This is a genomic window from Thioclava sp. NS-SX20 (genome assembly GCF_057380695.1).
In genome coordinates this window covers 1,818,152-1,843,072 of sequence record NZ_CM170816.1, presented here as the reverse complement: position 1 = coordinate 1,843,072, position 24,921 = coordinate 1,818,152, and the positions used below count along the sequence as shown (strand labels likewise).

25 protein-coding genes are annotated in these 24,921 nt (G+C 61.5%); 15 read left to right on the top strand and 10 right to left on the bottom strand.

Features of this window, described 5'->3' with window-relative positions; genetic code table 11:
- Positions 1 to 14: 14 nt before the first annotated feature.
- Both AC2ISB_RS08900 and AC2ISB_RS08895 read right to left on the bottom strand, forming a co-directional pair.
- Positions 15 to 803, bottom strand: coding sequence for a COG4705 family protein (locus tag AC2ISB_RS08900; protein ID WP_486574743.1), 789 nt, complete (start codon positions 801 to 803; stop codon positions 15 to 17).
- 176 nt (positions 804 to 979) lie between these two features.
- Positions 980 to 1,195 (bottom strand): hypothetical protein, encoded by a 216-nt coding sequence (locus AC2ISB_RS08895; protein ID WP_486574742.1) that lies wholly within the window; start codon positions 1,193 to 1,195, stop codon positions 980 to 982.
- A 209-nt stretch (positions 1,196 to 1,404) separates the two neighbouring features.
- On the opposite strand from AC2ISB_RS08895, the gene mprF reads away from it, so the two are divergent.
- From mprF to AC2ISB_RS08855, 8 genes are all read left to right on the top strand, one after another.
- Complete coding sequence (gene mprF / locus AC2ISB_RS08890) at positions 1,405 to 3,960, top strand: bifunctional lysylphosphatidylglycerol flippase/synthetase MprF (protein WP_486574741.1); 2,556 nt, start codon at positions 1,405 to 1,407, stop codon at positions 3,958 to 3,960.
- 123 nt (positions 3,961 to 4,083) lie between these two features.
- Positions 4,084 to 6,048: a bifunctional DedA family/phosphatase PAP2 family protein gene (locus AC2ISB_RS08885; protein WP_330646847.1), complete on the top strand. Its 1,965-nt coding sequence runs from the start codon at positions 4,084 to 4,086 to the stop codon at positions 6,046 to 6,048.
- A 1,129-nt stretch (positions 6,049 to 7,177) separates the two neighbouring features.
- Entirely contained in the window at positions 7,178 to 7,909 is a 732-nt protein-coding gene (locus tag AC2ISB_RS08880) for a sulfite exporter TauE/SafE family protein (protein WP_486574740.1), read from the top strand.
- A gap of 82 nt (positions 7,910 to 7,991) precedes the next feature.
- Positions 7,992 to 8,873 (top strand): TIGR01459 family HAD-type hydrolase, encoded by an 882-nt coding sequence (locus AC2ISB_RS08875; protein ID WP_339107874.1) that lies wholly within the window; start codon positions 7,992 to 7,994, stop codon positions 8,871 to 8,873.
- Positions 8,874 to 9,097: 224 nt separating this feature from the next.
- The gene (locus AC2ISB_RS08870) at positions 9,098 to 9,544 is read left to right on the top strand and encodes a MaoC family dehydratase (protein ID WP_486576782.1); all 447 of its coding nucleotides are present in this window, start codon (positions 9,098 to 9,100) and stop codon (positions 9,542 to 9,544) included.
- Between the two features lie 41 nt (positions 9,545 to 9,585).
- Positions 9,586 to 10,506 carry a bifunctional riboflavin kinase/FAD synthetase gene (locus tag AC2ISB_RS08865; RefSeq protein ID WP_486574739.1) on the top strand — a complete coding sequence of 307 codons (921 nt, stop codon included), beginning with the start codon at positions 9,586 to 9,588 and terminating at the stop codon, positions 10,504 to 10,506.
- Positions 10,507 to 10,553: 47 nt separating this feature from the next.
- Positions 10,554 to 11,003: a YcgN family cysteine cluster protein gene (locus tag AC2ISB_RS08860; protein WP_339107872.1), complete on the top strand. Its 450-nt coding sequence runs from the start codon at positions 10,554 to 10,556 to the stop codon at positions 11,001 to 11,003.
- Positions 11,000 to 12,139 carry a threonine aldolase family protein gene (locus AC2ISB_RS08855; RefSeq protein WP_486574738.1) on the top strand — a complete coding sequence of 380 codons (1,140 nt, stop codon included), beginning with the start codon at positions 11,000 to 11,002 and terminating at the stop codon, positions 12,137 to 12,139. Before AC2ISB_RS08860 ends, AC2ISB_RS08855 begins: the two co-directional genes overlap by 4 nt.
- On the opposite strand, the gene AC2ISB_RS08850 is transcribed toward AC2ISB_RS08855, so the two are convergent.
- The gene (locus AC2ISB_RS08850) at positions 12,086 to 12,916 is read right to left on the bottom strand and encodes a DMT family transporter (protein ID WP_486574737.1); all 831 of its coding nucleotides are present in this window, start codon (positions 12,914 to 12,916) and stop codon (positions 12,086 to 12,088) included. The two genes, AC2ISB_RS08855 and AC2ISB_RS08850, sit on opposite strands and share 54 nt — an antisense overlap.
- A 103-nt stretch (positions 12,917 to 13,019) precedes the next feature.
- The gene (locus AC2ISB_RS08845) at positions 13,020 to 14,039 is read right to left on the bottom strand and encodes a ribose-phosphate pyrophosphokinase (protein ID WP_339107868.1); all 1,020 of its coding nucleotides are present in this window, start codon (positions 14,037 to 14,039) and stop codon (positions 13,020 to 13,022) included.
- A 120-nt stretch (positions 14,040 to 14,159) separates the two neighbouring features.
- Here AC2ISB_RS08845 and AC2ISB_RS08840 point away from each other — a divergent pair, with 120 nt between their 5' ends.
- Both AC2ISB_RS08840 and AC2ISB_RS08835 read left to right on the top strand, forming a co-directional pair.
- A complete protein-coding gene (locus AC2ISB_RS08840) occupies positions 14,160 to 14,759 on the top strand; it encodes a DsbA family protein (RefSeq protein ID WP_486574736.1) in 600 nt (199 codons plus the stop codon).
- A complete protein-coding gene (locus tag AC2ISB_RS08835) occupies positions 14,756 to 15,562 on the top strand; it encodes an alpha/beta fold hydrolase (protein WP_406721093.1) in 807 nt (268 codons plus the stop codon). Before AC2ISB_RS08840 ends, AC2ISB_RS08835 begins: the two co-directional genes overlap by 4 nt.
- Before the next feature lie 36 nt (positions 15,563 to 15,598).
- On the opposite strand, the gene AC2ISB_RS08830 is transcribed toward AC2ISB_RS08835, so the two are convergent.
- The 3 genes from AC2ISB_RS08830 to AC2ISB_RS08820 form a co-directional block, all read right to left on the bottom strand.
- Entirely contained in the window at positions 15,599 to 16,666 is a 1,068-nt protein-coding gene (locus AC2ISB_RS08830) for a 5-(carboxyamino)imidazole ribonucleotide synthase (protein WP_406721092.1), read from the bottom strand.
- Positions 16,663 to 17,154: a 5-(carboxyamino)imidazole ribonucleotide mutase gene (purE, locus tag AC2ISB_RS08825; protein WP_339107864.1), complete on the bottom strand. Its 492-nt coding sequence runs from the start codon at positions 17,152 to 17,154 to the stop codon at positions 16,663 to 16,665. The genes AC2ISB_RS08830 and purE overlap by 4 nt, the downstream gene beginning before the upstream one ends.
- Positions 17,155 to 17,231: 77 nt before the next feature.
- Positions 17,232 to 17,450 (bottom strand): YdcH family protein, encoded by a 219-nt coding sequence (locus AC2ISB_RS08820; protein ID WP_339107863.1) that lies wholly within the window; start codon positions 17,448 to 17,450, stop codon positions 17,232 to 17,234.
- Positions 17,451 to 17,674: 224 nt separating this feature from the next.
- Between AC2ISB_RS08820 and AC2ISB_RS08815 the strand changes: the two genes are divergently transcribed.
- Together AC2ISB_RS08815 and AC2ISB_RS08810 are read left to right on the top strand one after the other, a co-directional pair.
- On the top strand, positions 17,675 to 18,088 hold the full coding sequence (locus tag AC2ISB_RS08815; RefSeq protein ID WP_339107862.1) for an Hsp20 family protein: 414 nt from the start codon (positions 17,675 to 17,677) through the stop codon (positions 18,086 to 18,088).
- A gap of 21 nt (positions 18,089 to 18,109) precedes the next feature.
- Positions 18,110 to 18,340, top strand: a complete 231-nt coding sequence (locus AC2ISB_RS08810; protein ID WP_339107861.1) for a DUF1150 family protein — start codon at positions 18,110 to 18,112, stop codon at positions 18,338 to 18,340.
- Positions 18,341 to 18,488: 148 nt separating this feature from the next.
- Here the strand turns inward: AC2ISB_RS08810 and AC2ISB_RS08805 are convergent, their stop codons facing one another.
- A complete protein-coding gene (locus AC2ISB_RS08805; protein WP_339107860.1) occupies positions 18,489 to 19,565 on the bottom strand; it encodes a Hint domain-containing protein in 1,077 nt (358 codons plus the stop codon).
- Positions 19,566 to 19,771: 206 nt separating this feature from the next.
- Complete coding sequence (gene trxB, locus AC2ISB_RS08800) at positions 19,772 to 20,725, bottom strand: thioredoxin-disulfide reductase (RefSeq protein ID WP_339107859.1); 954 nt, start codon at positions 20,723 to 20,725, stop codon at positions 19,772 to 19,774.
- A gap of 237 nt (positions 20,726 to 20,962) precedes the next feature.
- On the opposite strand from trxB, the gene AC2ISB_RS08795 reads away from it, so the two are divergent.
- From AC2ISB_RS08795 to AC2ISB_RS08785, 3 genes are all read left to right on the top strand, one after another.
- The gene (locus AC2ISB_RS08795; protein WP_339107858.1) at positions 20,963 to 21,463 is read left to right on the top strand and encodes an Lrp/AsnC family transcriptional regulator; all 501 of its coding nucleotides are present in this window, start codon (positions 20,963 to 20,965) and stop codon (positions 21,461 to 21,463) included.
- Positions 21,464 to 21,619: 156 nt separating this feature from the next.
- Positions 21,620 to 22,318: a TerB family tellurite resistance protein gene (locus tag AC2ISB_RS08790; protein WP_339107857.1), complete on the top strand. Its 699-nt coding sequence runs from the start codon at positions 21,620 to 21,622 to the stop codon at positions 22,316 to 22,318.
- A gap of 7 nt (positions 22,319 to 22,325) precedes the next feature.
- The gene (locus tag AC2ISB_RS08785) at positions 22,326 to 23,360 is read left to right on the top strand and encodes an endonuclease/exonuclease/phosphatase family protein (protein WP_486574735.1); all 1,035 of its coding nucleotides are present in this window, start codon (positions 22,326 to 22,328) and stop codon (positions 23,358 to 23,360) included.
- Here AC2ISB_RS08785 and AC2ISB_RS08780 read toward each other — a convergent pair.
- Positions 23,357 to 24,910, bottom strand: coding sequence for a Ppx/GppA family phosphatase (locus AC2ISB_RS08780; RefSeq protein ID WP_486574734.1), 1,554 nt, complete (start codon positions 24,908 to 24,910; stop codon positions 23,357 to 23,359). The genes AC2ISB_RS08785 and AC2ISB_RS08780 overlap by 4 nt on opposite strands.
- Between the last annotated feature and the right edge of the window lie 11 nt (positions 24,911 to 24,921).

The window sequence follows — 24,921 nt, the reverse complement described above, 5'->3', positions numbered from 1 at the left end:
CCCGGATCGGGGAATTAAAGCGCGGGGATCGCTTTTGTCTTCATCCGGCGGGTCTCAATGAATACCAGCCCCGCCATCAGCACCAGACAGACCGCCGAGGCATTATAGGTGCCCAGATCCAGCCCGCCCTTTTCCAGCGGTTTCGTCAGGAAATCGCCAAAGGTCGCACCGAAGGGGCGGGTGAAGATGAAGGCCAGCCAGAAAAGCGCGATTTCATTCATGACACGGCCCCGATGGGCCAGATAGACAAGCCCGATGACGCCGGTGCAGATTGCGGCCGAGACCATATAGCCAAGGCCCAGATTATCCACGAGGAAATCACCAAAGGCGGTGCCGAGGCTGTTCGAGAACAGAACGGCCACCCAGAAGGCCAGTTCGGTATCGCGGCGCGTGACCGGATCGACCGACAGCGTGCCATCGCGGCGGTGCCAGACCCAGAGTGTGGCCAGAAGGCCCAAAGTCAGCACGACCGAGCCGGACATATAGCCAAGCCCCAGCGAGCGGTCCATGAAATCCGAGATTTCGGTGCCTGCGGTGGTGGTGCCGACGATGGCGGCCCAGAACAGCGCGGGGTGGAAGCTTTGCGCACGGATCTGCACCGCCAGCAGCACGACCAGCGCCGCACCGGTGATCCCGAGACCCGCCAGATAACCAAGGCCCAAGGTCTGGGCGATCAGATCGCCCGTGGTTTCGCCCAGAGTGGTGGCGAGGATCTTCAGCACCCAGAAGACCAGCGTGACTTCCGCGATTTTGTTGACAATGAATTCCGGCGAGGACACCGGAGAAAGGCTTGGCTGCGTCATCAGATAGCTCCGAAGGGAGGGATAGGGGGAACGCAAAGCCCATCTTGGCCGCGTCGGGCCTTTCATAGGGGGCGGATTGGCGGAAGTTCTGACGCCGATCTTACATTTCTGTAAGAAGGACCCGCGTGGAAAAAGCCGGAGCGGAGGCTCCGGCTGGTATCAGAAAACGGGGCGCCTCAGTTCGGAACATGGTCCCAGATCACCGGCGCGCCCTGCGCCTGCATGCGGCGCTCCATCCGCTTGACGATCACCGGCGCGGCCACCCGCGCGGCCAGCAGGGTCACGGCGCCAACCACGCCCACGAACAGCAGCGCCATCAGGCCGAAGCCCAAGCCTGCAACAGCCACGGCCCCCATGAGGATGGCCGCAAATGCCATTTTGATCCGTTCCATATCAGGGTCTCCTTTGTCCCGTAATCGGTTCATAAGGTTAATATGGGGATCTGGTCGGGGTTTTACCTGTCTGTCGCCTTACAAATTTGTAAAGCCGCTAAGCCATCGATTGTCTTCACAATTCGGGCCGAAACAGGAATAATCCTCACGAAACCTTGAGCGGCCCACGCCGTTCCGCCGCACCTCGACCCGACTATGGAGAGGCCTCTATGACCGACCCCAAAGCCCGCCTCCGGCTGCTACTGCCCTATCTTGTCACCGCCGCACTTTTTGCAGCCGGCGGCTATGCGCTGTATCATCTGCTAAAGGGCGTCCATCTGCGCGATGTCATGACCTTGGTGCGGGCAACGCCTGTCACCACGCTTTTTGCGGCGCTTCTTTGCACGGCGGGCGGCTATGCGGCGTTGGTCGGTTATGATTGGTCCGCGCTGCGCTATATCGGTCAGCGCCTGCCGTTTTCGGTGACCATGATCGGGTCGTTTCTGGGCTACGGGATCGGCAATACGGTGGGCGCGGCCGCCGTAACAGGCGGGGCGGTGCGCTACCGGATCTATTCGGCGCTCGGGCTTTCGGCCCTTGATATTGCGGGGATCTCGGTCTTTTCGGCGGTGTCCTTCGGCATCGGCTCGACGCTTGTGGGGGTCATGGCGCTGGCATGGCATCCAGAAGCCTTGGGCGGCCTGATCCCGTGGCCGCCCGAAATCATCCGCTGGGGGGCTATGGGGCTGAGCGCGCTGGCACTTATCGTGTTGGCGGGGCTTGCCACACGGCGCGGAACGCTGACCATCCGTGGGATCACCCTTGCCGCGCCCTCCAAGGGCATCATCGCAGGGCAATTCGTCTTTGTCGCGGTGGAAACCCTTATGGCCGCGCTTGCCCTCTATATCCTGCTCCCCTCCGAGGGGATCGGCTTTGGCAGCTTTCTGGCGATCTATGCCATCGCGGTGATGGCGGGCGTTCTCAGCCATGTGCCGGGCGGGGTTGGTATTTTCGAGACGATCATCATTGCCGCGCTGCCCAGCGGGGCGCCGGTGACCGAGATCGCGGCGGGGCTCTTGCTGTTCCGTCTGGTCTATTACCTTGTGCCCTTCGTGCTGGCGCTCTGCCTCATGGCACTGGGCGAGGCGCGCTTTGTCAGCCGCCGGATCAGCCCCACCTTGGTGCCGGTGCAAAAGGCGATTTCGGCGCTGATGCCGCTCGCCATGTCGGCAATGGTCTTTGCCTCGGGGGCGGTGATGATGCTGGCCTCGCTTCTGCCCGCCACCAGCGACTGGGCGGAAGAGCTGGAGCTTCTGGTGCCGCTCAGCATGGTTGAGGGCGGTGCGCTTTTGTCCAGCGCGCTGGGGGCGTTTCTTCTGCTTGTCGCGCATGGGCTTTTGCGGCGGGTCGAGGGCGCATGGTGGCTGGCCATGGGCGTGCTGGCGGCGGGGGCGGCGGTCAGCCTGTTCAACGGGATCGATTATGACCGCGCAATCCTTCTGAGCCTTGCGGCGCTGATCCTCTATCCGGCGCGCTCCGAATTCTACCGTGCCACTCGTCTGACCCGTAATGTGATGAGCCTGCGTTGGGCGTTGATGATCGTCTGTCTGGCGGGGGCGCTCGCGGGGGTGTTCTTCTTTGCGCATAAGGCCGTGCCCTACGAGACGAGCCTCTGGTGGCAGTTCGCCTCCGATCATAGCGCGCCGCGTTCCATGCGGGCGGGGCTGGTCGGGCTTGTGGTGCTGGGGCTTTCGGTGCTGTTTTATGCGCTGCGTCCGGACAGGGTGGCCGAAGCGCTGCCCGACACCGAGACGCTGGATCAGGCTGCCAAGGTGATCGCCGCTCAATCCCGCCCTGAGGCTGCCGTGGCGTTGACGGGCGACAAGGCGCTGATGTTCTCGCCCTCGGGCGAAAGCTTCCTGATGTATCGTACGCAAGGCCGTAGCTGGATCGCGCTACATGATCCAATCGGGCGGGCGGACGAGCTACAGGCGCTGGTCTGGGAGTTCCATGATGCGGCCTATGCCGCCAATGCACGCCCCGTTTTCTATTCGGTCTCGGCAGGCTCTGCCACGACATGGATCGATATGGGCATGGTCGCGCATAAATTCGGCGAAGAGGCGGTGGTCGATCTGCGCAGTTTCAGCCTTGACGGCCCCGAGCGCAAGAAGATCCGCGCGGCTTATGCCCGCGCACAGCGAGACCAGATGAGCTTCGAGCTGGTGGACGGCCCGCATGATCCCGCGCTTCTGGCCGAGCTGAAGATCATTTCCGACATATGGCTCCGCTCCAAGATCGGTGAGGAAAAGGGGTTTTCGGTCGGCAGTTTCGATCCTGCCTATCTCGACCGCACCCCCATCGCCCTTGTCCGCCATGAAGGGCGTATCGTGGCCTTTGCCAATCTCTGGGTGACCGAGCGCAAACAACGCGCCGCCATCGACCTCATGCGCCACCGCGATGATATTCCGAACGGCGTGATGGATTTTCTGTTCACGGCGCTGCTTCTTGAGTTCAAGGAGAATGGCCATGCCGAGTTCTCGCTTGGCAATGCACCGCTCTCGGGGCTCGAGGCGCGGCGCGGTGTGCGGCTGAGCACGCATCTTGGCGCCTTCCTCTATCGACACGGGCGCCAGTTCTACAATTTCGAGGGGCTGCGCACGTTCAAGCAGAAATTCGCGCCCAGATGGGAGCCGGTCTATATCGCAGTGCCGCCTCGGGCAAATCTTGTTGCGGTCGGCCGCGATCTTGTTGCGGTCATCAGCCGGACCGTGCCGCCCAAAGCATAGTTGGACGGGGCAATTCTTACATTTTTGTAAGAACTTGGTCAGCCCACCGATGATCTGGCAAAGCTAAAAGAGGGACGTGAGGGCAAGATCCTCGCGCCCTCCTGCCGATCAAAAGAGCCTTCCATGACATCCATCTCGCAGCTTCTCCCCTCCATCGCCGCCCTCGGGATGATCGGCTATTGGGTCATCGGGTCCGCCGCCGCCCTTGAGGCCTTCTTCCTCACAGGGATCTTCCTTCCGGGCACGCTGGTCGTGAATGCGGGGGGTGTTCTGGTGCAACAGGGCGTGCTCGATTTCTTCGATCTGGTCTGGTTCGTGGCCATCGGATCGGTTTTAGGCGGAGAGGCCACCTACTGGCTGGGCCGTCATGCACGGCGCGGGATGCTCGGGCGCTGGAATGTGCAGGAGATGCCGGTCTTCAAACGCGCCGAAGCCCTGTTTCACAGACGGGGCGGGATGGCGCTGGTGATCGGGCGCTTCCTCGGCCCCGTTGCCGCTTTCGTGCCCTTCGCTGCCGCCATGGCCGGTATGGAGCGGCGCAAATTCAGCCTGTGGAACCTGATCAGCGGCGTTCCCTACGCCTTTGTCCATGTGGGCATCGGTTATGCGATTGGCGCGGGTCTAACCAAGCTCAATCCGGTTCTGACCCGTGACGCGGCTTTTGCAGGCGGCGCGATTGTTCTGATAGCCGCGCTATGGTGGACCTTACGGCGGCTCGACCGTGCCTTGCCCTATCTGATGTCGATGGCCGGTGGCTGGATGGATATGCTCGGCCAGCATCCGGTTCTGAACAGCTGGGCACAGCGCCATCCCCGCTTTGCGCGCTTTATCCAACAGCGTCTGGATCGCAGCCATTTCGGTGGCCTGCCATCAAGCATTCTGGCAATGATAGCACTCTATCTCTTGTCCCTCGGCATCGGCCTCGCCTTCGATTTTATCCATGCCGCCCCGATCGTGCAGATCGACGCACGGCTTGCGCAACTGATGCAGCTGTTCTGGACACCGGGACTGATCCGCTTTTTCACGCTCTTTACCGCTCTCGGCGACAAGCTCGTTGTGGGGCTGTTCCTTGCGATCGCCCTTCTCTGGCTGGTTGTTCTACGCCGCGGGGCGCTGATTGCGGGGCTGTTTACAGCCCTTGGCAGCGATCTGGTGAGTGTGATCTTGCTGAAATCGTCCTTCGCACGACCGCGCTCGGCCTTGGGATATTTCACCGAGACTTCTGGCAGCTTCCCATCCGGCCATGCCACGCTGTCTGTGGCATTTTACGGGATGCTCTTTTACCTGCTCTGGCGGCTCGGGCGCATGGGAGCCTTCACCGCCATGTTCGGCGCGGCGCTCATCGCCCTTCTGATTGGCGGTAGTCGGTTGTTTCTGGTCGAGCATTATCTCAGCGATGTGCTGGCAGGCTGGACGCTGGGCGGGTTGTGCCTGATCCTCGGGGTTACGATCGCCGAATGGCTCCAGCGCGCGCCTGCACCTGCGATGGCGTCCCTGTCGGGCGGTCTCCGCGCCGTTGCGTTGGGGCTGACAGTGCTTCTGGCGCTGAGCGCTGGTCTACGGGACTGGACCTATGCCAAGACACAAAATCCGCGCCCAGTGCCTGCCTCCACGATTGAAGTCTCTTCTGTTCAGGACGCATTGGCACAGCTCGGACAGCCGCAATTTGCCGAGACACTGGACGGAGATCACCGCTTTGCTATGACGCTTGCCTTTGTCGCGCCGGATCTCGGAACGCTCGAGCAGAACCTTGCCCAAACCGGATGGAGGGCGGCAAAACCGGTGACCGTTGCGGGACTGGTGAAAACGGGATGGGGTGTATTGCGCGATGCAGGCCAGCCGCAAAGCCTCGCACCCTTGTTCTGGAAAGCCATGCCCAATGATATATCCTTCTTCCGCGCCTCGGAGACCGACAGCGAAGTCGCCGACCACCTCCGTCTATGGCAAAGTCCCTACACGACATCCTCGGGTGACCGGATCTGGGTAGGCACGCTCACGCATGATAACGGGCTGGATCTTGAGAAGGCGGTTCTGGCAAAGGAAGGCGCGAAATTTCTATCGGGTATATCCACCAGTATTGGGAAGTGACTGCAGATTTTGGTTCATTTGCTTTCCGGAGCCCGTCCGCAAGCGATGTCAGACCCCTCATGTTCTGCCCTTTCGCACCCACCTCCGCAATTCTCTAAAATCCACCTAACGGGTAGCGCGTGATTGGTTCTGCCTTGATTTTTATGGTTTTCTCTACTTAGACAGGCCACCTCGCGATGATATTCCAGATAGCGCCTTTAACGAAAATGGTAGAGGATACCACAGGGCCAATCCCGGCCCTTCATAATGCTGCGGACTAAATGAATGACCGGTTCGGGAAAGCTGCGCTGCGGCTATAGTGATCGCGTTTAGCCCCGCTTCGGGCCGCGATAACCGAGACCGCCTTCTGCACCAGCGAAATGCTGCGGGGCGGCATGTTGCAGTATGGGCTCGAAGCGGTCATGCGGCGGTGCGGCAGGTTGTTTTCGAGGGTCGCGCAACGGTATCGACGTGTTCGGCCCTGAGGCGACCTTCACCGAGTGAAGTGATGCTGCGGTGCAGCTTCATCAAAGCAGACATTGCCCATTGAGCCTAATCGTTATCGCCCGCTCCTACTTCGACCATATTTCTGCGCTTGACTGTATTTCTCCAATGTTTCGGGATTTAGCTGAGTGAAATCCTCATCGACCCAAAATTTCGCAAAACTCTGGGGATTAGTGGTCCGCCTTCCGAAGACAGTCGGGACGCCATTGAATTTCACTCCAACAGCGTGGCCGAAGCCGCGTTGATCAAGCTTTACAAGTTGTGGATGACCTCCCGTCATGAAGGATTTTGAGGGGATGCCATTGACTAGATCACAGAGGGACCAAAAGCAGGTCCGAGCCACGTCGCCTTGATCACCTTTGGCAATCCATTTTTGCCGGTCCTTGTTCGCGCAACCACCTAGGCCCGAACTATAGACATACGCGGACTTTTTGCTGCTCAGCTCATTCTCACCAATCTGGTTCACGCTCCAACTTGAATTCGCGCGCCCGGCATGATGCAAGCGATACAGTTGAAAATCTGAAGGCCCTTCGGCATCGCAGCGCGCGCCGTATAGGATTTCAAGCTCACAAATCGGCCCCTTCCGAGGGGTAGCGCAAGGCAATTTACAAAATTCTTCAGCCCGGCCTCGGGTCCCGGGCGAAGATTGGATCACAGCACGCTGAATTTCTTTCAGGAGCTGGCATCGGCTGCGGCGATCGCTGTGCCTTTGCTGGCTTTGTTCATGAACCCCGTGACCGCCGCTGCGACGCTTCTGCCGGTCTATATCGTGACCGACTGGATCGGGGTCTGGCTGTTCCGGAAAGAGTTTTCGGGTCGCAACCTGCTGATCTTCACGCCTGCCCTGCTGTTCGGGGTGGGGGTGGCAACCTTTATCACCCCATATACGCCCGAGCCTGTCCTGCTGCTGTTTACCGGAGGCATCGGGCTTTGGTTCTGTTTGCGCGCATGGTGCGGGCGCGGTGGCACAAAGGTCACGCAGCCTGCGCTTTTGCCCGGGCTTTTCTGGGGCACTCTGACAGGGATCGCAAGCTTCATCACCCATTCCGGTTCGCCGCCCGCGCAGGCCTATCTTTTGCCCCAGCGCCTGCCAAAGCTGAAATTTGCGGGCACCATCGCGATTTCCTTCGCGATTGGCAATCTGGCGAAGCTTCCGGCCTATTTTGCGATCGGACAGCTTGACGGGCTGAACTGGGGCCTGATTGCCGCATTGGCCGCCACCGGTATTCTGGGGACGTTTATCGGGCGCTGGCTGACGGTCAAACTGTCGGATACGCATTATGTCCGGGTGATACAGGGGATGCTGTTCCTGCTTTCGGTTATTTTGCTGGCGAAAGGCATAATGACGCTGATCGGCGGTCAGGCCTTGCTTTCGTAACTGTTACAGACATGTCATAGAGCAGCCCTAAGAGAGCCCTGCGCACGTGACGCGCCACAGACTTACTGCCCGAAAGGTTGCTATGACCCGTATCGTCCAATCGCTTGCCGAGATTTCTGCCTCCTATGATGCGCTGTTCTGCGATCTGTGGGGGTGTTTGCATAATGGCGTGACGGCCTATCCTGCGGCTGTCGCAGCCCTGCAGGCGTTTCGTGCCAAAGGCGGACGGGTTGTCTTGCTGACCAATGCGCCGCGTCCGGCGGAATTCGTGAAAGAACGCTTTGCCAGGATGGCGATCCCCGACGATGCGTGGGATCTGATTGTCAGCTCGGGGGATGCCGCGCAGGATGCGATGTTTGCCGGTGCCGTAGGGCGCAAGATCTGGCATCTGGGGCCGGAGAAAGACAACGGGTTCTTCACGTCCATTCCCGCCGAATGGGAAGGCCGTGCCAAGATCGAACGCGTGTCTTTCGAAGAAGCCGAGGGCATTGTGTGTACGGGGCCTTTCGACGAAGAGACCGAAACCCCCGAGGATTACCGCGCGACGTTTCTGGCCGCCAAGACCCGCGGGCTGAAGATGCTTTGCGCCAATCCCGATCTGGTGGTGGATATGGGCGACAAGCGGATTTACTGCGCGGGTGCGCTGGCCGAGCTTTATGAGGACATGGGGGGCGATGCGATCTATTGCGGCAAGCCCCATCCGCCGATCTACGATCTGGCCCGCCGCAAGCTGAGCGCGTCCTTCGGTCTGCCGGAGGATGGCCGCATTCTGGCAATCGGGGACGGGATCCTGACCGATGTCGCGGGGGCGGCGGGCGAGGGGCTTGATTGCCTTTTCGTGACCGGTGGTCTGGCCGCCGAGGCTTTCGGGCCGGATGTGGAGGCCCCCGATTCCGACAAGCTGGAGCCGTGGCTGGATGACCAGCAGCAGGCACCGCTTTATGCGATTGGAAGACTTCGCTAACCAGTTGAATCGAATTTTAGTGATTTGAGCGCCCCTTGGAACGTAGTGTTTCAGGGGGCGTTTTGCTATGCGGAGTTCGGATTGAAACAATCTTTCGAACAAGAATATTATCATTTGGTAGTAGTTGGTAATATATTATTGCTATGGCGATTGATATTGGCGCGGGGATGCGCTATGCTGCGATGCAACATAACCAGTTTGGAAAGGCCACGCGGATGACGCTGATGAAGGAAATCGAAGGCTCCACGATCTTCATCGAAGATCTTCAGGAAGGCATGTCGCGCCAGCTGGTGAAGGCGGTGACCGACCGTGACATCGAGCTTTTTGCCGAAGTTTCGACGGACCGGAACCCTGTGCATGTCGATGACGATTACGCCCGTACCACGATGTTCAAGGGCCGGATCGCCCACGGCATCCTGTCCGCTGGTCTGATTTCGGCCGTGATTGGCGAACAGCTTCCGGGGCATGGTGCGATCTATCTTAAACAATCGCTGACTTTCATGGCGCCGGTGCGTCCGGGGGATGAAGTTTGTGCAACTGTCCGCGTGGCGGCGATTGATCGGGTTAAGCGGCGTGTCACACTTGCAACCCAATGCACGGTGGGCGATACGGTTGTTCTGAAGGGCGAGGCCGTGGTGCTGGCTCCGTCGCGGGATATCTCGCGCGGCTGAGGCAGACCCGTTCTCGCGGGAATGCGGGAACGGACGGCTTTATGCGAGTTTACGACCACTGGCAGATTCCTCCGGAGGCGCGCGGCGCCTCCATTGCCATGGGCAATTTCGATGGTGTGCATCTGGGGCACCGCTCTGTGATCGATCTGGCGCGTCGTGACGGCGTGTCTTTGGGGGTCGTGACGTTCGAACCCCACCCGCGCGAGTTTTTCCGCCCCGAAGATCCGCCTTTCCGTCTGATGAATGCCGAAGCCCGCCGCAACCGGCTGGAAAAGCTGGGCGTCGACAGTCTTTATGCGCTTCCGTTCGATGCGCTGCTGGCGTCGATGGAGCCGGAACCCTTTGCCCGCGATGTGCTGGCAGAGGGGCTTGGCGTGTCCAATGTGACGGTCGGGCGCGATTTCCGCTTTGGCCGCAAGCGGGCAGGCGGGGTAGAGGAGCTGGCGCTCTTTGGCCAGAGATTCGGGTTTGACGTGACTGTGGCGCCGCTTCTGGAAGTGGAGGGGGTGCATGTGTCCTCCACCGCGATCCGCAATGCGCTGTCCGAGGGCCAGCCGGAACTTGCAGCCGCCATGCTGGGCCACCTGCACCGGATCGAAGGGGCGGTCATTCATGGCGAGAAACGCGGGCGCGAGTTAGGCTTTCCCACGGCCAACATGTCGGTGGACGGGCTGCATCTGCCGAAACTCGGCGTCTATGCGGTGAAGGTCGATGTGATGACCGGTCCGCAGAAGGGCAGCTATATGGGCGCGGCCAGCCTTGGGGTGCGACCGATGTTCGGGGTCAATACGCCCAATCTTGAAACCTATCTGCTGGATTTCAAAGGCGATCTTTACGGCCAGCATCTATCGATCGCGCTGGTCGAGTATCTGCGCCCCGAACTGGCCTTTACCGGCATCCCCGACCTGATCACGCAGATGGATCGTGATGTCGAACGCACCCGCGAGATCTTGACCGCCTGAGCCAAGAGACGCATTGCCTTTCCCAGCCAAATGATGAGTCTCCTTCTATGTCCAAGCTACGCAAGAAATTCTGGGAACTGCCGCTCGGGGATCTGAATGCCTCGGAATGGGAGGCGCTGTGCGACGGGTGCGGCAAGTGCTGCCTCAACAAGCTGGAATTCGTTGATACCAACGAAGTCGAGTTTACCCGCGTTGCCTGCCGTCTGCTGGATGGGCAGACCTGCCGCTGTGCGCAATACGAGATCCGGCACCATTTCGTGCCCGAATGCGTGCGTCTGACACCGGAGTCGATCGAGCAGATCGCCTACTGGATGCCGCGCACCTGCGCCTATCGGTTGCGGTTTGAAGACAAGCCGCTGGAAAGCTGGCACTATCTTCTTTCCGGATCGAAAGAGACGGTGCATGAGGCGGGCCAGTCCGTGCGTGGCTGGACCGTGCCGGAATACGAGGTGCCGGAAGAAGACTGGGAAGATTATGTGATCGAGGATCTTTCATGAATTTCGGCTCCGACAACACTTCGGCGGTGGCTCCTCGCATTATGGAGGCCATTCAGGCCGCCAATGAAGGCCATGCGCGCCCCTATGGCGGCGATGCCCTGACGCCGGTTGTCGAAGCCCGTATCCGCGATATTTTCGAGGCCCTCGAGGCGCGTGTTTTTCTGGTGACCTCCGGCACGGCGGCCAATGCCCTGTCCTGCGCGCTTCTGACCCGACCGTGGGAGGCGATTTTCTGCCATCGCAACGCCCATATCGAGGAAGACGAATGCGGCGCACCGGAGTTTTTCACCGATGGGGCCAAGCTGGTTCTGGTGGAGGGCGAGGATGCCAAGATGGAACCGCAGGCGCTTCGGGACAAGATCCGCCATACGGGGGCGGCAATCCATAATATCAAGCGCGGTATGGTCTCGATCACCAATGCGACCGAATTCGGCACTGTTTACACGGTGGACGAGGTCAAGGCGCTGTGTGATGTGGCCCGCGAATTCGATCTGCCGGTGCATATGGATGGGGCGCGCTTTGCCAATGCGGTGGTGCGTCTGGGCTGTAGCCCTGCCGATCTGACATGGAAGGCGGGGGTGGATGTGCTCTCGTTCGGTGGCACCAAGAACGGCTGTATGGGGGTCGAGGCGGTGGTGGTTTTCGACCCCGCCCGGGCGCAGGAATTCGAGATCCGGCGCAAGCGTTCGGGGCAGTTGATGTCCAAACACCGCTATCTGGCGGCGCAGATGATGGCCTATCTTTACGGCGATCTGTGGCTGTTGCTGGCACGTCAGGCCAACGCGATGGCGCGCAAGCTGGCGGATGGTCTGGCAAGCCTGCCCGAGGTGCGGATGCTGCATCCCACGCAGGCCAATGCGGTTTTTGTGGCCATGCCGCGCCATTTGCACCAGAAGCTCCACGATCACGGTGCCTATTACTATTTCTGGCCCTTCGATCAGGATCTGGAAGGCGATGCGGAAGAGGTGCTTTCGGCGCGGCTGGTATGTTCGTGGTCGACCACGACGCCCGAGATCGAGACCTTTCTGGGGCTTCTGGGCTGGGTTGCGCCTGCCAGATCGCTGCCCGAAGCGCCGCGCAGCCTAGCGCCGCAGGAGGCCGAGCCCGATCCCGCCCAGCACGAGGGCTCCCGCTAGCCAGAAGCGCGGGCCGGGCAGTTCGGCCAGAAACACCGCGCCGCCCAATGCGGCGATCAGCGGCACGCTCAACTGCGCGAGAGCCGCCTGCGTCGCGGGGATCTGCGGCAGCACCCGATACCACAGCGCATAGCCTAAGCCCGATGTTATCGCCCCCGACGCCAGTGTGGCCCAAAGCCCGTAGGAGGCCCCCGCCATCGGGCCGCCGGCCCCGAGCCACCAGAGCAGCGCAAGAGGCGTGGCAAGGGCGAAGTTGAACGCCGTGGCCGTCAGCGCATCGCGTGCCTTTGCCCCGTTCAGCGAATACAGCCCCCAGCCCATGCCTGCCGCCATCATCCATGCCAGTCCGGTCATGTCGATACGCAGATCTCCTTGCGGCCACAGCAGAACCGCCAGCCCCGCGAGCGCCATGCCTGCCCCCAGCCAGCGTAGCGGGGGGATGTGTGTCTTGCGGAAGACCGCGGCCCCGAACATGGTGATCTGCACGGTGCCGAACAGCGTCAGCGCGCCCACACCGGCATCCAGCCGTCCGGAGGCGCGTGAAAAGCCCCAGATATACAGAAACAGGGTCGCCACACCCAAAGCCAGCATGGCAGGCGGGGGCGGATGGCGCAGGCGCATCCCGCTGAGCAGGCATAGCACCACCGCCCCCGCCCCAAGCCGTAGCACCCCGACAAGCGCCGGATCCCAGCCCGCCCCGAACACGGCCATCCGGTTCAGCACCGAATTGGCCGCAAAAGCGATCATCACAAGGCAGGTGGTCAGAAACAGGCGCATCCTGTCACTCTGCCGGTCCTAAGCCAGCTTGGCAAATGCGACTTTCGGGCAATGAAAAAGCCCGGCACTTTGGCCGGGCTTTCGGATCGTATCGGAGGCGGTCTTACGACTGGCTATACATGCCTTCGTAGATCGGCTTGATGGTTTCGGTTTCAAACAGCGACGAGACCGAGGTGCCCGACCATGTGTTCAGGATGGCTTGGGCAAACATCGGCGCGGTCGGCACGATGCGGATATTGGGGCATTTCTTCACCGCTTCGGTCGCTTGGATCGAGTCGGTGATCACCAGCGATTTCATGACCGATTTCGACACGCGCTCGACAGCGGGGCCCGACAGGACACCGTGGGTGATATAGGCATGAACCTCGACAGCGCCCGCTTCCATCAGCACTTCGGCGGCTTTGCACAGCGTGCCTGCGGTATCGCAGATGTCATCGACGATGATACATTTCTTGCCGGTCACATCCCCGATCACGGTCATGCCGGCCACTTCGCCCGCTTTCTCGCGGCGTTTGTCGACGATGGCCAGCGGCGCACCGATGCGCTTGGCGATCTCGCGGGCACGGGCCACACCGCCGACATCGGGGGAGATGACCATGACATCATCCATATCGCCTTTGAAGTGGTGCATGATATCGAGCGAGAAGACCGGCGAGGCATAGAGGTTATCCACCGGAATATCGAAGAAGCCCTGAATCTGCGTCGCATGCAGATCCAGCGTCAGGATACGGTTCACACCGGCTTCGGTCAGCAGGTTCGCCACCAGCTTGGCCGAGATCGGGGTGCGGGCCTTGGTGCGGCGGTCCTGGCGGGCATAGCCGAAATAGGGGATCACGGCGGTGATACGATCCGCCGAGGAGCGTTTGAGCGCATCGGCCATGATCAGCAGTTCCATCAGGTTGTCATTGGCCGGATTGGAGGTGGGCTGGATGACATACATGTCTTCGCCACGAACGTTCTCGTAGACTTCGACGAAGATTTCCTGATCGTTGAACCGCTCGACGCGGGCATCGACGAGGCCCACGGACATTCCGCGATGCATCGACATCCGGCGGGCAATGGCTTCGGCCAACGGGCGGTTGGCATTGCCGGCGATCAGTTTGGGTTCAGTCATGGCGGACATGGGCTTTGGCTCCGGGCAGCGCCGCAAGGGAAGGTCGCGGCAGAGATTCGCTTACATTGCGCCTGCCTTAGCACCGAGGTAGCGTCTGGGCAAATCCAAGGGTGCAAGGGAGACATGCGAATGTCACATATTGATTACTACTTCTCGGTTTTTTCGCCTTATACCTATTTCGCGGGGCTGCGTCTTGAAGAGATTGCAACCCGTCACGGGGCGCAAGTGACCTATCGGCCGCTGGACCTGATGGCGCTGTTTGATCGCACGGGGGGCACCCGTCCGGCGGACCGCCATCCGTCGCGGATGCAATATCGCAATCAGGAGGTCACGCGCTGGTCGCAAAAACTGAGGCTGCCGATGCCCAATATCTCGGTGCCCGTGCCCAATGCCGCCCCCGCCTCTTATGCGATCATCGCGGCCCAGAAGGCCGGTGGCGGCGATCTGGGGGGGCTGGTCCATGCCATTGCCCGCGCCCGTTGGGCCGAAGGGCGCGACATCGCCGAGGAAGGGCTGATCCGCGCGGCGCTGGAGGCCAATGGTTTTGACGGCAATCTGGTGACGACGGGGTTGTTTGACGGGGCGATTGCCTACGAGAAAAACCTTGAAGACGCGGTGGCCGCAGGGGTCTTCGGCTCGCCCTTCTATATCGTGACCGACACCGACCAGCGCTTCTTCGGGCAGGACCGGCTGGCGTTTCTCGACAGCTATCTGGGGACATGTGCATGATCGATGACCGCAGGGGCGTCCAGATCGCCTCGGAATTGCTCGGGGGCGGCGAACGCCCGGCTTTGGCGATCCACTGCATGCTGGGCAATGCCCGCGCATGGGAGCCGTCCTTCGCGCTGCTGGAAGACCGGATGACCGCGCGGGTCTTCGACCTGCCGGGGCACGGGCGGTCGGGCGAATGGGCCGTAGAAGAGGCCGCCGGTGCCTTCGAGAGGCTGGTGACACAGATTGCGGCCAGTTTCATCGACCGCCCGCTTGATCTGATCGGGCATAGCTTCGGCTCCAGCGTGGCGCTGCGGCTGGCGGTTGCGGCCCCCGAGGCCATCCGCAGCCTGACGCTGATCGAGCCCATTCTTTTTGCCGCCATCGAAGGCACGCCGGAATATGATGCGGTGGCCAAGGACCAGAAACATCTGATGCAGCTTCTGGCTGCAGGAAAGCGCGAAGAGGCGGCACGGGCCTTTCTGGCGCAATGGGGCAGCGGTGTGCCTTGGGAGGCTTTGCCAGAGCATCAACGCGCGCGTTTCATGGAGCAGATGCCCATTCTGGCCAATACGACCACAGCAAATTTCGCCGACCCCGGGCAGATCCTGCGGGCGGACGGGATCGAGGCGATTGACGCGCCGGTCCTGCTGGTTCACGGCGACCAGACCCACCCTTCGGTGCCGCTGGTCTGTGCCGAACTGGCGGTGCGGATGCAGAATGTCGGGACGGCGACGGTGCCGGGGGCAGGGCATATGCTGCCGCTGACGCATTTTGAAAGTCTGGCCGATCTGATCGGCGTCAATCTCGACCGCTCCTGAAGCGGACGCCGCGCTGATCGGGCGCGGCGTTCACTCTCATATCAGCCTGTTTACATGGCCCATCTTGCGGCCTGGCTTGGCCTCGGCCTTGCCGTAAAGATGGATCTGCGTGCGCGGGGTCTTGGCAAATTCGGGCACGCGCAGCACATCATCGCCGATCAGGTTGAGCATCTCGACATCGGCATAGCGCGCGCCATCGCCCAAGGGCCAGCCCGCGATCGCGCGGATATGTTGCTCGAACTGGTCGACGGCACAGCCCGCCTGCGTCCAGTGGCCCGAATTATGCACACGCGGCGCGATCTCGTTGACGATCAGCCCCCCCTTGGTGACGAAAAGCTCGACCCCCATCACGCCGACATAGTCCAGCGCATTCAGGATCTTTGCCGCCATCAGAACGGCATCCATGCGCAGGCTGTCAGGGATTTGCGCCGGCACGGTGGTGGTGTGCAGAATGCCGTTCTTATGAACATTCTGACCGGGGTCGAAACAGGCGACCTCACCGGTGGTGCCACGCGCGGCAATCACCGAAATCTCCATCGAGAAGTCGATGAACCCCTCCAGAACCGCCTCGGCCCCTGCCATCGCGGCCAGCGCCTCGGGGGCATCTTCGGGCGCCATGATCCGCGCCTGACCCTTTCCGTCATAGCCCAGACGGGTGGTTTTCAGGATTGCGGGCGTGCCGATCTCGGCAATCGCCGCGTCGAGGCTGGCCGTATCGGTGACCTTGGCCCACGGTGCGGTCTTCAGCCCGATCTCACCCAAGAAGCTCTTCTCGATAATCCGGTCCTGCGAGGTCGCCAGGGCGCGCCGGTTGGGATGCAGCGGGCGGATGGCCTCGAGGATATCCAGCGCCGAGGTGGGGATATTCTCGAACTCATAGGTGATCACGTCCACCGAGCGGGCGAAGGCGCGCAGGGCCTCGGCATCCTCATAGGACGCTGTGGTCACCTGATGTGCCACATCGGCTGCGGGCGGATTGGCGCCGGGTTCGAAGATATGGGTCTTGAAGCCCAGACGCGAGGCCGCAACCGAGAGCATGCGTCCCAGTTGTCCGCCGCCCAGAATGCCGATCATGGCTCCGGGTTGCAACGAGATGTCGGTCATGGATGAACGTCCTGCGGCTCGTCAGGGATCGAGTCGGACAGGGTCGTGCGCCATGTGTCCAGCCGCTCGGCCAGCGCCGCGTCCTGAAGCGCCAGAATGCCCGCTGCCAGAAGGGCCGCATTGGGCGCACCGGCAGAACCGATCGCCATTGTGGCCACAGGGTAGCCTTTGGGCATCTGGAGGATAGAATAGAGGCTATCGACCCCCGAAAGCGCCTTTGTCTGCACCGGTACACCGATCACGGGCACACGGGTCTTGGAGGCCATCATGCCGGGCAGGTGGGCCGCGCCGCCTGCACCTGCGATGATCACTTGCAGCCCGCGCTCGACAGCGGTCTTGCCATAGGTCCACAGGCGATCGGGTGTTCTATGTGCCGAAACGATCTTCGTCTCGTAGCTGACCCCGAGATCGTCAAGGATCTGTGCTGCGCCCTTCATGGTCGGCCAATCGGACTGGCTCCCCATGATGATTCCGACTTTTACGCCCAATGGTACCTCCTGAAACTTTGAAAGCGCACTATAGGCGCGCAGCCGTTCTGAGCAAGACCAAAGGGGGGATTCGGGGCTTAGGCGAGGATGTCGGGGATCAGTTTGTCTTCGATACGGGCGATCTCGTCTTTCAGTTGCAGCTTCTGCCGCTTCATGCGCGACAGACGCAACTGGTCGCAATGGGCCACAGCCTGAAGGGCTGCAATGGCTTCATCAAGATCGCGATGTTCCTGACGTAGCACCGCAAGTTTGACCCGCAGGACTTCTTCGTGTTCCATTTCGACATGCGCATTCATGATGGCGTTCCGTAGATTGCTGTATGGCGCCGGCCTTAAAGGGTGACTCGGCAGGTGTTCATTTTTATTAATACACGATTTTTTGGAATTTCGGAAGAAAATCGACGTTAATCCTTCTCTGGCAGGGTCTTGCGGTATGCGCTGCGGCTGACCATATTCATAGGGAAGGGCCGCCGGTGCATGGGGCCCGTTCGCTGCACGTCGCTTTGAAAAGGGCTTGCCTGATGACGAAACTAGGCTTTGGGTCGCATCCGTATCTGCTGGGCTTTGACCAGCTGGAACGATTGGTGGAACGGACGGCCAAAACAGGGTCGGATGCCTATCCGCCCTATAATATCGAACAGTCGGGGCCGGATTGCTACCGGATCACTCTGGCGGTGGCGGGATTTGCCGAAGAGGATCTGTCGATCACGATGGAGGATCGCGCGCTTGTGATCCGTGGTCGGCAGGGTGAAGACGGTGCGGACCGCGTTTATCTTTACCGTGGAATCGCTGCACGCGCCTTCCAGCGCAGCTTCGTGCTGGCGGATGGGGTCGATGTGGCGGGCGCGTCGATGGAAAACGGGCTCTTGCATGTCGATCTGCGGCGGGTGGTGCCCGATCCCGTCGTGCAGACGATCCCGATCTCGAAAAAATAACATCAGGCAGGAGGACTTGCGATGCATACGAAATTCGACTTTGCGCCCGAAGGCCAGACGGACCGGATTGCCTATATCCGTGCGGTGGATGCGGGCGATCTGCCCGAAGAGGTGAAAGCCCAGCTGGGCGATGTCAAACAGCTTTACGCGCTGCATTCTTCTGACGGCGAGCGGCTGGCCTTGGTCCGTGACCGCGAAATGGCCTTTATCCTTGCGCGGCAGAACGACCTTGCGCCTGTGACGGTGCATTGATCGCAAGGGCCGTCGGCAGAAGACAAATCCAGCCTCTGGAGGCGGGAGGCTGACTGATATCGGGGTGCCGCATAGGCGCCCCGTTTTATTTCGGTGTGAGGCGTGTCCGGCGGCTGGTCCCAAAGGGGGGGCATGGCCCGCCGGACCCTCAGGCCACGCCTTTTTCCAGGCCCCGCGATTGGGTATGTGGCAGCAGCGCCGGACCCAGTTCGCGGCAAATTCTGCCGGAGAGGGCCGGATAGGCCAGCGGGCCGTAATCTGCGGGTAGGCGGGAAAGCTGGGGCAGCGATTGCCGGATCAGCTTCTGGCAGGCGGGGCCGAGCATCGCCCATGCCTCGGTGCCGGGATAGAGGGTTTCGGCCCATGCGCCTTCGGCCATGATGACCTGATGATGCTCGGTCAGGATGTGCCAGTATCGCAGCCGCGGATAGGCGACGGGCTGGATGCCGGACCTGAGCCCGACAAGGTGACGCGCCGCAGCCAGACCCTGCCTGTATCCCGTAAGGTCTTCTAAGGCGGGATGGCTGACCAGCACCCGATGGTGGGCCGAAACAAGCAGCGCCCGCGTGTTGCCCAATATGCCTTTCGCAAAGCGGATAGGCGCGGCGCGCCCGAGGGCCGCGACCTCGCGGCAACCGATCCAGAGAATACGGGCGGGCGGACCGTGAGGGGTGATCAGCCTGTCGCGCGGGGTCAGGTTTTGCACGGGGCGGGGGCCATCGACTGTCATGATGCGGGTGTCCTGCGCAAAGCAGACGAAGGGAGCATCGACATGGGCGATGGTCACGCCATCATATTCGACCCCGTCCCATGTGCCCAATGTGATGGACTGGACATTACTGTAATGCACCCCCGCCGGAATGGAACTGTCCATCAGGCGGGCGCCCCATGTGCCATCGGTGAACAGCGTGACCTCGATCTCCAGTCCGCTATAGGTGACCCCGTTCACCACCATCGTCGAGTTGGTATAAAGCGCGATTTCCTGCGGATAGAGGTTGAGCGAGGGGCCCGAGATATATTCGGCGGGATCGGGGCTATGCACGTCATCGGTGTCATAGTCCCAGATAATTCCGTCGTTATTGGTGTCATGTAGCGTGATTTCGGTATAGCCCGCCGGATCGACCGAGCGGCCATTTCCGCTGGCATTGAGGTTGTCCTGCGAGGCTGCGGAATAGCCCGGCCATGTGCTGGAGGAATACCATCCCCAAGAAGATGTATCTGCCATAGGTTACAATCTATGCTTCAAAACCCCGTTCTTCGGGAGATTGGCAAACAAAGCTTAAATTGCGGTGAAATGCGCCGGAGGCCGCAGGCCATAGGGGGCGGCAGAACGGAGCGGGCCTGAACAGGGCAGGGGAAACCGGAAGGCAAAAAACCGCCCCGAGGGGGGGCGGCTTTCCAGAGGTTTGTCAGGTTCCGTGTGTGACAGGGTTATTCGGCCAGACCCTGCTCGGCCAGCCAGCGTTCGGCATCCAGCGCGGCCATGCAGCCCATGCCTGCCGAGGTGACCGCCTGACGGTAGGTGTGATCGGTCAGATCGCCTGCGGCAAAGACGCCCTCGATCGAGGTGCGGGTCGAACCCGGCTCGACCCAGACATAGCCGCCCTCCTGCAGTTTGAGCTGGTCCTTCACCAGTTCCGAAGCGGGCGCATGGCCGATGGCCACGAAGAAGCCGTCACAGGGGATCTCGCGTTCCGCGCCATCGGCGGTGGATTTCACCCGCACGCCGGTCACGCCCAGGGGCGCCTCGGTGCCAAGAACTTCTTCAACGGTGTGGTTCCAGACCACCTCGACCTTGGGGTTCTTGAACAGGCGTTCTTGCAGGATCTTCTCGGCGCGGAAGCTGTCGCGGCGGTGGATCACGGTGACCTTGGAGGCGAAATTGGTCAGGAAGAGCGCCTCTTCCACCGCCGTATTGCCGCCGCCGATCACCACGACCTCCTTGCCGCGATAGAAGAACCCGTCGCAGGTGGCGCAGGCCGAGACGCCGAAGCCCTGGAATTTGTCTTCCGAGGGCAGGCCCAGCCATTTCGCCTGAGCGCCGGTGGCCAGCACGACCGCATCGGCCACATAGGTGGTGCCCGAGTCGCCTTGCGCGGTGAAGGGGCGTGCGCCCAGATCGAGCGAGGTGATGTAATCACCGATGATCTCGGTGCCCATCGCGCGGGCATGCTCTTCCATCTGCACCATCAGGTCGGGGCCTTGCACCTCGGTATGGCCGGGCCAGTTCTCGACCTCGGTGGTGATGGTCAGCTGGCCGCCCGGTTGCAGGCCCTGCACCAGAACGGGCTGGAGCATGGCGCGCGAGGCATAGACGCCTGCGGTATAGCCAGCGGGGCCGGAGCCGATGATGAGCAGTTTTGTTTTCTTGGTCGTCTCGGACATGCCGGTCTCCTGAGATTCCTGTCTTGCAGCGCGTTTGATGCGGATATAGACACCGCAACCTGCGACGAAAACCCCCCGCCGAGCTCGACGGAAGGATTGATGCGATTGTGCCGCGCGGCGGATCAGGTCTGCCTTTGCGAAATCAGGGTGCGATTGCGCTTGCAGATAAAGATGTGAAATATTATTGCGCAGCTGCGATATTTTCGATAGTTTTCGGCGCAAGGCGGAGGTGTGATCATGGCCAGTTCAAAGCTTGACGAAATCGACCGGAAAATCTTGGCCGAGTTACAGGCCGACGGGCGTATGACGAATGTGGAGCTGGCAAAGCGTGTGGGGATCTCGGCACCGCCCTGCCTGCGGCGTGTGCGCACGCTGGAAGAGGCGGGATATATCCGCGGCTACCATGCTGATGTGAACCCGCGCGAGCTGAATTTCGAGGTGCAGGTTTTTGCCTCGGTCCGGCTGCATTCGCAATCCGAGGCCGATCTGGCGCAGTTCGAGGCGCGTTGCAATACATGGCCGCTGGTGCGGGAATGCCATATGCTCAATGGCGAGATCGATTTCATCCTGAAATGCGTGGCCCCCGATCTCTCGACCTTCCAGAGCTTCCTGATGAGCGATCTGACCGCTGCGGAAAACGTGGCCAGCGTGAAAACCTCGCTGGTGATCCGCTGTGCCAAGGACGAGCCCGGTGTGCCTTTCGACGTGCTGGAAAGCCGTCTGGCCAAGCAGGCCTGAACCTGTCTGGCCACGGGGCGGGGCGCGTGAAGCCCCTGACGGCCAAGAAGGTAGCCCCGAGCGAAGGGGCCGCATCTGGCAGCCGCGCATAAATTCGTGAGCCTCTGTGCAAAAATCGCGGTGTGCAGTCGGGCTGTTTCGGGCTAGACTGGCTGCATGGACAAGCCTCTTTCTCTATGGTCGCGCATCGCGGCGGCACTTGCTTCCCTGACGCGGGGGGAGGCGCTTTCGGATGTGTTCGACCAACTGCGCGCGCCGCCCGAACGGTCGGTGGCCTTCACCATTGCGGTGATCGCGCTGGGGGCAAAGATGGCCAAGGCCGACGGGCAGGTGACCCGTAACGAGGTCGAGACATTCCGCCGGATTTTCTCGATCCCGCCGGGCGAAGAGACCAATGCCGCGCGTGTCTTCAACATGGCGCGCACCGATGTGGCCGGTTTTGATGCCTATGCGCGCAAGATTGCCGCGATGTTCGGTCCGGGCAACGGGGTGTTGAAAGACGTGCTGGAGGGGCTGTTTGCCATTGCGGTGGCCGATGGTGATTTCCACGAGAATGAAGAGATCTTCCTGAAAGAGGTGGCGCGGATCTTCGGTTTGAAGGACTGCTGCTATAGCGCCATCCGTGCCAGCTACGTGGCAGGGCCCGATCCGGACCCTTGGGCCGTGCTGGAGGTCGCGCCGGATGCGAGCCTTGACGAGGTGCGCAAGGCGTGGAAGGCGGCGATACGCGAGGCCCATCCCGATCGCGCGATTGCCCGCGGGATGCCGGAAGAGGCCGTGCGTCTGGCCCAAGACCGGACAGTGGCGCTGAACCGTGCGTGGGAAGAGATTCGCACGCGGCGGGAGATGGCCTAGGGGCATCATGCAGCGCGATATCAATTTGCGGATCGCGACCTATAATGTGGAGTGGTTCACCAATCTGTTCGATGCGCAGGGCGAGCCGTTATTTGACGGGCGGCCCACGCGCCACGAGCAGACGACCGCCGCCGGTCAGGCGCGGGCGGTGGCGCGGGTGATGGCCTCTGTCGATGCCGATCTGATGCTTGTGGTCGAGGCCCCCGATGACGGGGTCGGGCGGCATACACGGGTCAGTCTGGAGCTGTTTGCCGAGTATTTCGGGTTGCGCACCCGTGCCTGTCTGCATGGGGCGGCCAGTGTGACCCAGCAAGAGATCGCCTTGCTCTATGATCCTGATCGGGTGGCGGTGAGGCTTGATCCGGAACCGGGAAGCCATCCGGTGCCGCGCGTGCACGGGCTGAGTGCGGCCGATCATGTCTTCGACAAGCCGCCGCTTGAAGCGATCATCGAGAGTGCGGGCAGTACTTTCCATCTGATCGGGGTGCATATCAAATCGAAGGTCTCGCATGGCCAGACCGCGCGGAACATGCACCGGCTGGCGTTGCGCAGCCGTCGCAAGCAGCTTGTGCAATCGCTCTGGCTGCGCGAGCGGGTGGAGGACCTGCTACGGCAGGGGAAGTCACTGATTTTGCTAGGAGATCTGAACGATGGTCCGGGGCTGGACGAATATGAAGAAGTGCTGGGCCAATCCGCGCTGGAAGTGATTTCGGGGCAGCTCGGGCCGGGGCGGTATCTGCTGCATGATCCGCATGCCCGCCTGCAGGTCGGGCCGACGCTTGCCCAACCCGCATCGGCGCGGTTCTGGTCTGTGGCCGATCAGCATTATTTCGGCGCGATGGTCGATTACATCATGGTGTCGGGGGATCTTTGCGCCAACCGGCCTGCATGGCGGATCTGGCATCCGTTCGACGACCCCGCCTGTTATCGCAATGCCGAGTTGCGGGAGGCGCTGCTGACCGCTTCGGACCATTTTCCGGTATCGCTGGATCTGGTGCTGCATGCCCCCGCCGAAGCAGGGGCAGCACAAGGCCGCCCTTAGGCGGGCTGGCGGATGACCGGCTTCACGCCAAGCGAATTGCATAGCGAGGTGAAGCGCGATTCGGTGACTTCGCCAAACAGGTCCGCGCCCTTGCGGGTCAGGCTGAGTTCCAGCCGCTTGTCCTCGCGGTGATGGGTCAGCACGCCCGCCTCGGTCGGGTCGTCAATCGAGAACATGGCCGCAAAGCGCATGGCCTTGCCCAAGATTTCGGCCTCGCGGATCTGGTCTTTCGAGAGCAGTTTGAAAAGGGCCTGATGCGCCGAGTTCGAGCGGTTGTTCTTGTAGCGATGCAAAAGCGCCAGCCCGACCAGAATCCGCTCCGGATGGGACAAGGCCGCCATATTGGCGCGGGTGACGTTTTCGAAACAGGCATCGGCGCGGTAATCGGGATGGGTGCGCCATGTCGTGTCATGCAGCAGGCAGGCCGCACGGATCAGACGGTAGGTTTCGGGCGGCACCTCGCCCCAGATCGGCTGGATGAAGCTGTGCATCTTCTTGCCAAAGCCGGGCAGGCGGGCGGCACGGCGTTCGGCATGACGGCACGCCTCGATCAGCGGATCGCGGCGGCGCAGACGGTCGGGCATCTGTTCGTAAAGCAGCCCCTCGCGGATCCCGTAAGAGGACACGTCGATTTCGGCGGGCTGGAACAGCGCGACCAGTTCGCGCAGCACGATGGCCGCATAGGGCACCAGATCCATCCGTGCCGAACCGATGCCGGTGCGGGTGCGCAAATCCGAGAGATTGGTGCTTTCGATCATCTCGAGGGTTTTGCCCACCGCCTCCGGTGTCATCCGGTATTCATGCAGCACCAGAAGCGGATAGGCCTCGCGCTCCATATCGATGCGGGCAATGGCGCGCCACGATCCGCCAACCAGATAGATCCGCTCGTAATCGGTGCCCACCTCGGCGGCCAGCCGCTGCATGGTCTCTTTGACATGGGCAATCTGCGCCGCACGGTCGCCCACAAGCTGCAAACGGAACGGCCCGAGCTGCGAGGAAACCCGCCGCCAGACCTTGCCATCTCGCACCTCTGCCAGTTCCATCGAATTGCCGCCGATGTCGCAGATGAGACCGTTGGCATCGGGCCAGCCCAGCAGCACGCCCTGTGCCGACAGTCGCGCCTCTTCGGGACCGTCCACCACATGGATGGTCAGGCCGGTTTCCTGCTCGATCAGCTTGTGGAAGTCCGGCCCGTCTTCGGCATCGCGCATGGCGGCGGTGGCCACACAGGTCAGTGAATTGACCTTCATCCCCTTGGCCAGCGCGGCAAAGCGGCGCATCGCGGTCAGGGCGCGGACGCGCCCTTCGGGGTTCAATCGGCCCGTTTCGGCCAACCCCTGTCCGAGCCCCGCCATGACCTTCTCATTGAAAAAATAGGCAGGCGAACGCGCCGCGCCGTCAAAGACGACCATGCGGATAGAGTTCGAGCCTATATCGACGACCCCAACACGGCTGAGCGCGCGAATCGAGGGGTCGTCAAAGAGCGGTTTTCCGAAGGGATCCCACTCGTCATTGTCAGTGCTGCTACCGACGGCCACCATATCTGCCATCTGTGCCTTCC

Coding starts and splice junctions, on each gene's coding strand:
- AC2ISB_RS08865 (WP_486574739.1), top strand. CDS start 9,586: ATGCGAGTTTACGACCACTGGCAGATTCCTCCGGAGGCGCGCGGCGCC.
- AC2ISB_RS08795 (WP_339107858.1), top strand. CDS start 20,963: ATGGCCAGTTCAAAGCTTGACGAAATCGACCGGAAAATCTTGGCCGAG.
- AC2ISB_RS08870 (WP_486576782.1), top strand. CDS start 9,098: ATGAAGGAAATCGAAGGCTCCACGATCTTCATCGAAGATCTTCAGGAA.
- AC2ISB_RS08895 (WP_486574742.1), bottom strand. CDS start 1,195: ATGGAACGGATCAAAATGGCATTTGCGGCCATCCTCATGGGGGCCGTG.
- mprF (WP_486574741.1), top strand. CDS start 1,405: ATGACCGACCCCAAAGCCCGCCTCCGGCTGCTACTGCCCTATCTTGTC.
- AC2ISB_RS08785 (WP_486574735.1), top strand. CDS start 22,326: ATGCAGCGCGATATCAATTTGCGGATCGCGACCTATAATGTGGAGTGG.
- AC2ISB_RS08830 (WP_406721092.1), bottom strand. CDS start 16,666: ATGACCGACATCTCGTTGCAACCCGGAGCCATGATCGGCATTCTGGGC.
- AC2ISB_RS08780 (WP_486574734.1), bottom strand. CDS start 24,910: ATGGCAGATATGGTGGCCGTCGGTAGCAGCACTGACAATGACGAGTGG.
- AC2ISB_RS08840 (WP_486574736.1), top strand. CDS start 14,160: ATGTCACATATTGATTACTACTTCTCGGTTTTTTCGCCTTATACCTAT.
- AC2ISB_RS08810 (WP_339107861.1), top strand. CDS start 18,110: ATGCATACGAAATTCGACTTTGCGCCCGAAGGCCAGACGGACCGGATT.
- AC2ISB_RS08875 (WP_339107874.1), top strand. CDS start 7,992: ATGACCCGTATCGTCCAATCGCTTGCCGAGATTTCTGCCTCCTATGAT.
- AC2ISB_RS08850 (WP_486574737.1), bottom strand. CDS start 12,916: ATGCGCCTGTTTCTGACCACCTGCCTTGTGATGATCGCTTTTGCGGCC.
- AC2ISB_RS08815 (WP_339107862.1), top strand. CDS start 17,675: ATGACGAAACTAGGCTTTGGGTCGCATCCGTATCTGCTGGGCTTTGAC.
- AC2ISB_RS08805 (WP_339107860.1), bottom strand. CDS start 19,565: ATGGCAGATACATCTTCTTGGGGATGGTATTCCTCCAGCACATGGCCG.
- trxB (WP_339107859.1), bottom strand. CDS start 20,725: ATGTCCGAGACGACCAAGAAAACAAAACTGCTCATCATCGGCTCCGGC.
- AC2ISB_RS08860 (WP_339107872.1), top strand. CDS start 10,554: ATGTCCAAGCTACGCAAGAAATTCTGGGAACTGCCGCTCGGGGATCTG.
- AC2ISB_RS08820 (WP_339107863.1), bottom strand. CDS start 17,450: ATGAATGCGCATGTCGAAATGGAACACGAAGAAGTCCTGCGGGTCAAA.
- AC2ISB_RS08855 (WP_486574738.1), top strand. CDS start 11,000: ATGAATTTCGGCTCCGACAACACTTCGGCGGTGGCTCCTCGCATTATG.
- AC2ISB_RS08835 (WP_406721093.1), top strand. CDS start 14,756: ATGATCGATGACCGCAGGGGCGTCCAGATCGCCTCGGAATTGCTCGGG.
- AC2ISB_RS08790 (WP_339107857.1), top strand. CDS start 21,620: ATGGACAAGCCTCTTTCTCTATGGTCGCGCATCGCGGCGGCACTTGCT.
- AC2ISB_RS08900 (WP_486574743.1), bottom strand. CDS start 803: ATGACGCAGCCAAGCCTTTCTCCGGTGTCCTCGCCGGAATTCATTGTC.
- AC2ISB_RS08845 (WP_339107868.1), bottom strand. CDS start 14,039: ATGTCCGCCATGACTGAACCCAAACTGATCGCCGGCAATGCCAACCGC.
- AC2ISB_RS08885 (WP_330646847.1), top strand. CDS start 4,084: ATGACATCCATCTCGCAGCTTCTCCCCTCCATCGCCGCCCTCGGGATG.